The sequence below is a fragment of the Ideonella azotifigens genome, from assembly GCF_006519715.1.
GTDB lineage: Bacteria > Pseudomonadota > Gammaproteobacteria > Burkholderiales > Burkholderiaceae_C > Ideonella > Ideonella azotifigens.
This window is the reverse complement of record NZ_VIDT01000365.1, coordinates 1-5524: the sequence shown is the minus strand read 5'-3', so window position 1 is coordinate 5524 and position 5524 is coordinate 1. Positions and strand designations below refer to the sequence as shown.

The 5524-nt window shown below is 69.1% G+C and carries 4 protein-coding genes; all 4 read right to left on the bottom strand.

Annotated features, from left to right (window positions below):
• A partial coding sequence (locus tag FKP22_RS19485; protein ID WP_445663749.1) for a S10 family serine carboxypeptidase-like protein occupies positions 1-818 on the bottom strand: 818 nt, incomplete at its 3' end.
• 63 nt (positions 819-881) lie between these two features.
• On the bottom strand, positions 882-1622 hold the full coding sequence (locus tag FKP22_RS19480; RefSeq protein WP_141289367.1) for a 2OG-Fe dioxygenase family protein: 741 nt from the start codon (positions 1620-1622) through the stop codon (positions 882-884).
• A 316-nt stretch (positions 1623-1938) separates the two neighbouring features.
• A complete protein-coding gene (locus FKP22_RS19475; RefSeq protein ID WP_170200970.1) occupies positions 1939-5271 on the bottom strand; it encodes a response regulator in 3333 nt (1110 codons plus the stop codon).
• 8 nt (positions 5272-5279) lie between these two features.
• Positions 5280-5524 (bottom strand): response regulator (locus FKP22_RS19470; RefSeq protein ID WP_141289365.1); only part of this gene is annotated, 245 nt, incomplete at its 5' end.

Genomic DNA, 5524 nt, shown 5'->3' with positions numbered 1-5524 from the left:
GCCTCGCCCTTGAGCGTGCCGTGGTACTGGGCCACGGCCGCGAAGGCCGGCAGGAACAGCGCGTATGGCAGGTCGTTGCGCGGGCTGAATTCCAGCGCCTGGAAATCCATCGCGGTCGAGACCAGGATCAGGCCGGCCAGCGGCACGCCGGCATCGGCCAGGGTTTCGGTCATCGCCGCGCAACGCGTCGTGCCGTAGCTCTCGCCGCACAGCAGCACCGGCGAGCCCCAGCGGCGGTGCCGCGTGAGCCATTCACACACGGCGTCGGAAAGCACCGCGATGTCGCCGTCGACCGAGAAGTGCTTCTTGCGCACCTCGTCGCCGGCCGACAGTGAGCTGCCGGTGTGCGGCGGGTCCACGAACACCAGGTCGAACTGGGCCAGCCAGCTCAGCGGGTTGTCCTGCACCACGTAGGGCGGCGGCGGCATCTGGCCGTTGTCGAGGATGGTGACCCGCTTCGGGCCCATCAGGCCGATGTGCAGGAAGGCCGACGAGGCGCCCGGACCGCCGTTGAAGGCAAAGCAGATCGGCCGCTGCACAGCAGCAGCGGCCGGCTCACTGCCTTCCGGCGCTTCGAGCTGGTAGGCGGTGGTGAAGATGGCCGCCTCGGGCTCGGGCGATTGGCCGGGCACATGAGAAAACGCCGGCACGAAGCCGGCGTCGACCCGGTAGCGCAGGCGCTGGCCGGGCAGCTGCAGCTCACCCTGGGCGCGCAGCGGCGCACTGGCCAGGGCTTGTTGCACCGCCTCGCGCTGGCGGCGCACCGCCTCGGCTTCGGCGGGCGTGGGAACCGGTGGGGGAGTAGGCGTCGTGGTCATGCAATGTTGGCGCGGCGAAGCACGCAAGGCATCTGGTGGCGGTGAGAAAACGGCCGCCGCCGCTCACGGCGACGGCCCCTGGAAGCCGCCGGCGCGGAAGGTCAGCACAAGGGTGTCGCGGTGGCCTTCGGCCCCGGGCACCAGCGGCTGGATGGGCGTGGATTCATGGATCACGCGCTCGTCGTCCAGCAGCAGCGTGCTCCAGCGCTGGTCCAGCGTGAAGCGCTGGCCCTCGCGGCCCTGGGCGGCGAAGACACGCGTCTCTGCACCCTTGATGCCTTCACGCGAAACCAGCGTCACGCTGACCAGGTCCACGCCGTCGCGGTGGGCGCCTTCGGGCGTCGGCCGGCCAATGCCGTCGGTGGTGTCGATGCGGAACGGGTGCGCCTCGACGTACCAGCTGCGCTCGCCCTTCAGCGCCGAGGCGCGCGCGGCAAGGGCCGCAAGCCAGCGCTGCCACAGCGGGTCAGTCACCAGGCCAGCTTCGATCGGCTCGAAATGGCGCTCGATGCCGCCGTGCAGCGCGTTGTACTCGACTGGCTGCCAGTGTGGCCGCTGCGGCACCAGCGTGACCTGCTCTCCTTCGACGATGAAGCAGGCATGGCGGCGGCGGCGGTAGCGGCCACCGTCGCGCAGGTAGGCGTCTGCCGGCAGCCGGTCCCAGTGGGACAGCCAGGGTGCGAGGTCGTTGGCGGTGCAGTGCAGCAGGCCGAACAGGCCATCGGCGTCCAGCACGGCAAAGCCCTGGCGGGCCAGCGTGGCGTCGATCTCGGCCAGCGGGGTGACGGGAGGAGCGAGCATCATGATGCGCGGATTGTCACCGCTGCGCGCAAGCGCTTTGCTCAGGAACGGCCCGCCCTCAGCCCGGCAGCCGGGCCGGCGTGAATGTGCACCGGCAGACTGTGACTTTTCTCACAGCAGCCACCCCTCATGCGCCCCGCAGCCCGGGACCGGTCCGTCTGCGCCTCGATCGGGATCTCCATCTCTGGTGGCGCACCGCGGCGGGCTGTGTTTTCGCGGCGCGGTAACCGGTGCCGAAGGCCTAGCGCTGGACGCGATGTTCGGCCCAGCTGAACCGCTCGAACCCTGAGCAGACGCAGGCAGGAATGACCCGGCGGGGTCAGACTTGAACCAAGGCCCTCTGGGACCCTGGCGGGGCGCCTCGCCTGGCCATGACCACACGCATGCGGTCCAGGACGGCATCCAGAACCGTGGCCAGTTGCGATGTGGGCGCGTCGATCGGCGCGGCGGTGCGCAACGCGCTCTCCAGCGCAGTACAGGCCTGCGCCACGCCATCCAGGCCCAAGGAGGCCGAAGCTTCGCGCAGCGTGTGCGCGCTGCGCTGCAGCGCGCCAAGATCGGCCTGCGCCAGCAGCGCCATCAGGCGTGCTCCCGCGTCCCGCTCCAGCGCCTCGAACTTGGTCAGCAGTCGCCAGGCCAACATGTCATCGCCGAGCACGCGACTCCGCAGCGCGGCGTAGTCCAGCCCTGGGATCTGCGGATCGCATCCGCCAGCCGGTGCTTCGGCTGGCGCGCCCATGGTGGCCTGCGTGCTCGTTTGGCGGACAGGTGCCTCGTGCGGGATCCACCTCAACAAGGTGTCGAGCAGACCCTCTGGAACCAGCGGCTTGGCCACATGGTCGACCATCCCAGCCTCGAAGCACAGCGCACGGTCCTCCGCGAGCGCGGCAGCCGTCATGGCGATCACCGGCAGCGCCGCCCAGGCGGCACGCCCGCGTATGCGCCGGGTCGCCTCGAGCCCGTCCATGACGGGCATGTGCAGGTCCATGAGCACCGCATCGAAGGGCTGCCCTGCCGGATCCTCCAGTGCCGCAAGCGCCTGCACGCCGTCGTCCGCGACACGCACCTCCAGGCCCATGCGCTCGAGGATCCGCCGCGCCACGATCTGATTGACCATGTTGTCCTCCACCAGCAGCACGCGGGCCCCAGCCAGCGGTGCCGCGCGGCGCAGCAACCATTCGGCCTGCGATGTCGGGGACGGCAACTCCAGGATCCGCTCCCCCGCGCTTGCCGCAGGGCCACGCAGGCCCGCCAGCGCGGCGGCTTTCTGCATGGCTGCGAGCAAGGGCGTGGCCAGCATCGGCTTGACCAGCACCACATCTGCCGGAAAGTCAGTGGCTGTATCGCTGGCCGCGGTGTGGGCCGACGAGAACATCACCACCACAACCGGGCGCTCCGTGCCATCGCCCGCTTGCCTCAGTTCGCGCAGCAGCGTGCGATGCTCGTCCGCGGCGAGCATCTGCCCGTCGAGCAGTACCACGTTGAACGGGTCGCCCGTGCCCCGGGCCTGCTCCACCTGCGCGACCGTGCCGCACGCCTCACGGGAGCAGGTCACCCTCACTTTCCAGGCCTGCAACTGAACCTGCACTCCCCGCGCCGCCGCGCAGGACTCGTCGACCAGCAGCACGCGCAGGCCCTCCAGGCCGACCTGCGTTGGAACGGCGGCCGTCTGCGATGTGTCGCGCAGCAGGGCCGCCGTGAACCAGAATTCGCTGCCACGCCCGAGAACACTGTTCATCCCGATCTCGCCGCCCATCATCCCGACCAGGCGGCGGCAGATCGTCAGCCCGAGGCCGGTGCCGCCGAAACGGCGGGTGATCGAACTGTCGGCTTGCGTGAATGCATTGAACAGGCCGGCATGGTGCGCGACATCAATGCCGATGCCACTGTCGCTCACCGCAAAGCGCAACAGGCAGTGCTGGGCGTCGGCCGCCGGCAGTTCCCGCACCTCGACATGGACGTGGCCATGCTCGGTGAACTTCACGGCATTGCCCACGAGGTTGTTCAGCACCTGCGACAGGCGCAGCGCATCCCCCACCAGTTGCAGCGGTAGTTCGGGCGGCAGGTCGACGACGAGCTCCAGGCCCTTCTGGCCGACACGGGCGGCGAAGACATCGACCGTGCGCTGCAATACCTGCTCCAGGTTGAAGCCCGCCTGCTCGAAGCGCAAGTGACCGGCCTCGATCTTCGAATGGTCGAGCACATCGTCGAGCAATCCCATCAGCGCGACTGCCGCGGTGTGGACCTTGTCGAGGTCGTCGCGCGCACCGGCCGGCAGCTCGTCTTCCAGCGCCAGGCGGCTCAAGCCGACAATGGCGTTCATCGGCGTGCGTATCTCGTGGCTCATGTTGGCCAGGAATGCGCTCTTGGCGCGCATGGCGACCTCGGCCGAGTCGCGCGCCAACACCAGCGCATCCAGGACCTTGCGCTGCTCGGTGACGTCGTTGGCAAAGAGCAGCAGGTGGGCTTGCCCCTCGCGCAGGATGCGCGCCAGCCTGCAGTCCAGGCGCGGCATTGCACCCGCCCCGCCGATCAACTCGACATCGCAGCGGCGCTGCTGGCCGTCCTCCAGCGTGGCCCGGGCGGGTTCGACCAGCGACGGGGCGTGCTGCGCCAGCCAGTCCCAGAGCCCCAGCCTGCCAAGCCGCTCGGCGTCGGTGCCGAGTGCGCAGTCGAGCGCGCGGTTCGACATCACGCAGTGGCCGTCAGCGCGGTAAACGCCGCAGCCGACCGGGTCGGTGTCGATGATCGCCTCGGCGAACCGCGCCAGCTCCTCGGCCCGCGACTGGGCCTGCCGGATCGCGGTGACATCGGTCGCCGTGGCGTAGAAGCCCCGCACCACGCCCTCGTCGTCGGCATCGGGGCGCAGGTTGAACAGCGCATGGCGCGTGGCGCCGCCGACGGTGGCGACGAAATCGTGCCCGAAGGCTTGCGGCTGTCCCTTCAGAACGGCATTGATCTGGCCCTCGTAACGCGCGAAGTGCAGCGGCCCGATCACGTCGCGCAAATGCCTGCCGGGCAAGGTTCGCGCGTTGACCCCGAGCCAGCTGCGATGGGCCCGGTTGCCGAAGCGGTTGCGCAACTTGCTGTCCCAGTAGCCGACGACACTCGGTGTGTGATCGAGAATGGCACGCAGATCGCGCCTGCTCACGACGATCTGCGCCGCCTGCTCTTCGACACGCCGTTGCAGCTTCAGCTTCAGGGAATCGATCTCCCGGCGCATCTGCTGGTGCTCGAGTGCCCGTTGGATGGCACGTGTCAGGATGTCGGTGCTGAGCTGGAACTTGGGCAGATAGTCGGCCGCGCCATCGCGAAGCGCCTGCACCGCCAATCCCTCGTTGCCCGCGCCGGTGATCATGATGATCGGGCAGTCGCGCAACGCCTCGCGGTGCAGTGCCGGCAGCAGTTCCGCGCCGGTGGCCGCGCCAAGCTGGTTGTCCAGCATCACGCAGTCGAATTCATGCTCGCGCACCAGGCGCAACGCATCGGCGCCATTGGCTGCCTGCATCGAATGCACGTCCCAGTCCGCCCGCGTCAGCAGGCGCAGCACACGCTCGCGGTCAACGTCGTCATCGTCAACTACAAGCAGGTGGATGGCCAGGCGTTGGGCCGTCGTGCCGACCGTGCCGGCGGCAACCATGGCAGCGCTCATTGCCGCCCTCATGGCAAGCGCACGGCAAGCCGGTACGACACCAGCAGCTGCGCCAATTTCGCAAACTGCGGCCCGACCAAGGCCTTGACCATGTAGCCCGCGACATTCTCGTGATAGGCCCGCACGCGGTCCGCGTCGGCATCGGAAGTGGTGAGCACGAACACCACCTCGTCGCAGAGCGCCGGGTCCGCACGCAGCTGCTGCAGGAACTCGAAGCCGTCCATGCGCGGCATGTTCAGGTCCAGCAGCACGA

Bases quoted from the DNA above. Each gene is read 5' to 3' on its own strand.
- FKP22_RS19480 (WP_141289367.1), bottom strand. From the start codon at position 1,622: ATGATGCTCGCTCCTCCCGTCACCCCGCTGGCCGAGATCGACGCCACG.
- FKP22_RS19475 (WP_170200970.1), bottom strand. From the start codon at position 5,271: ATGAGCGCTGCCATGGTTGCCGCCGGCACGGTCGGCACGACGGCCCAA.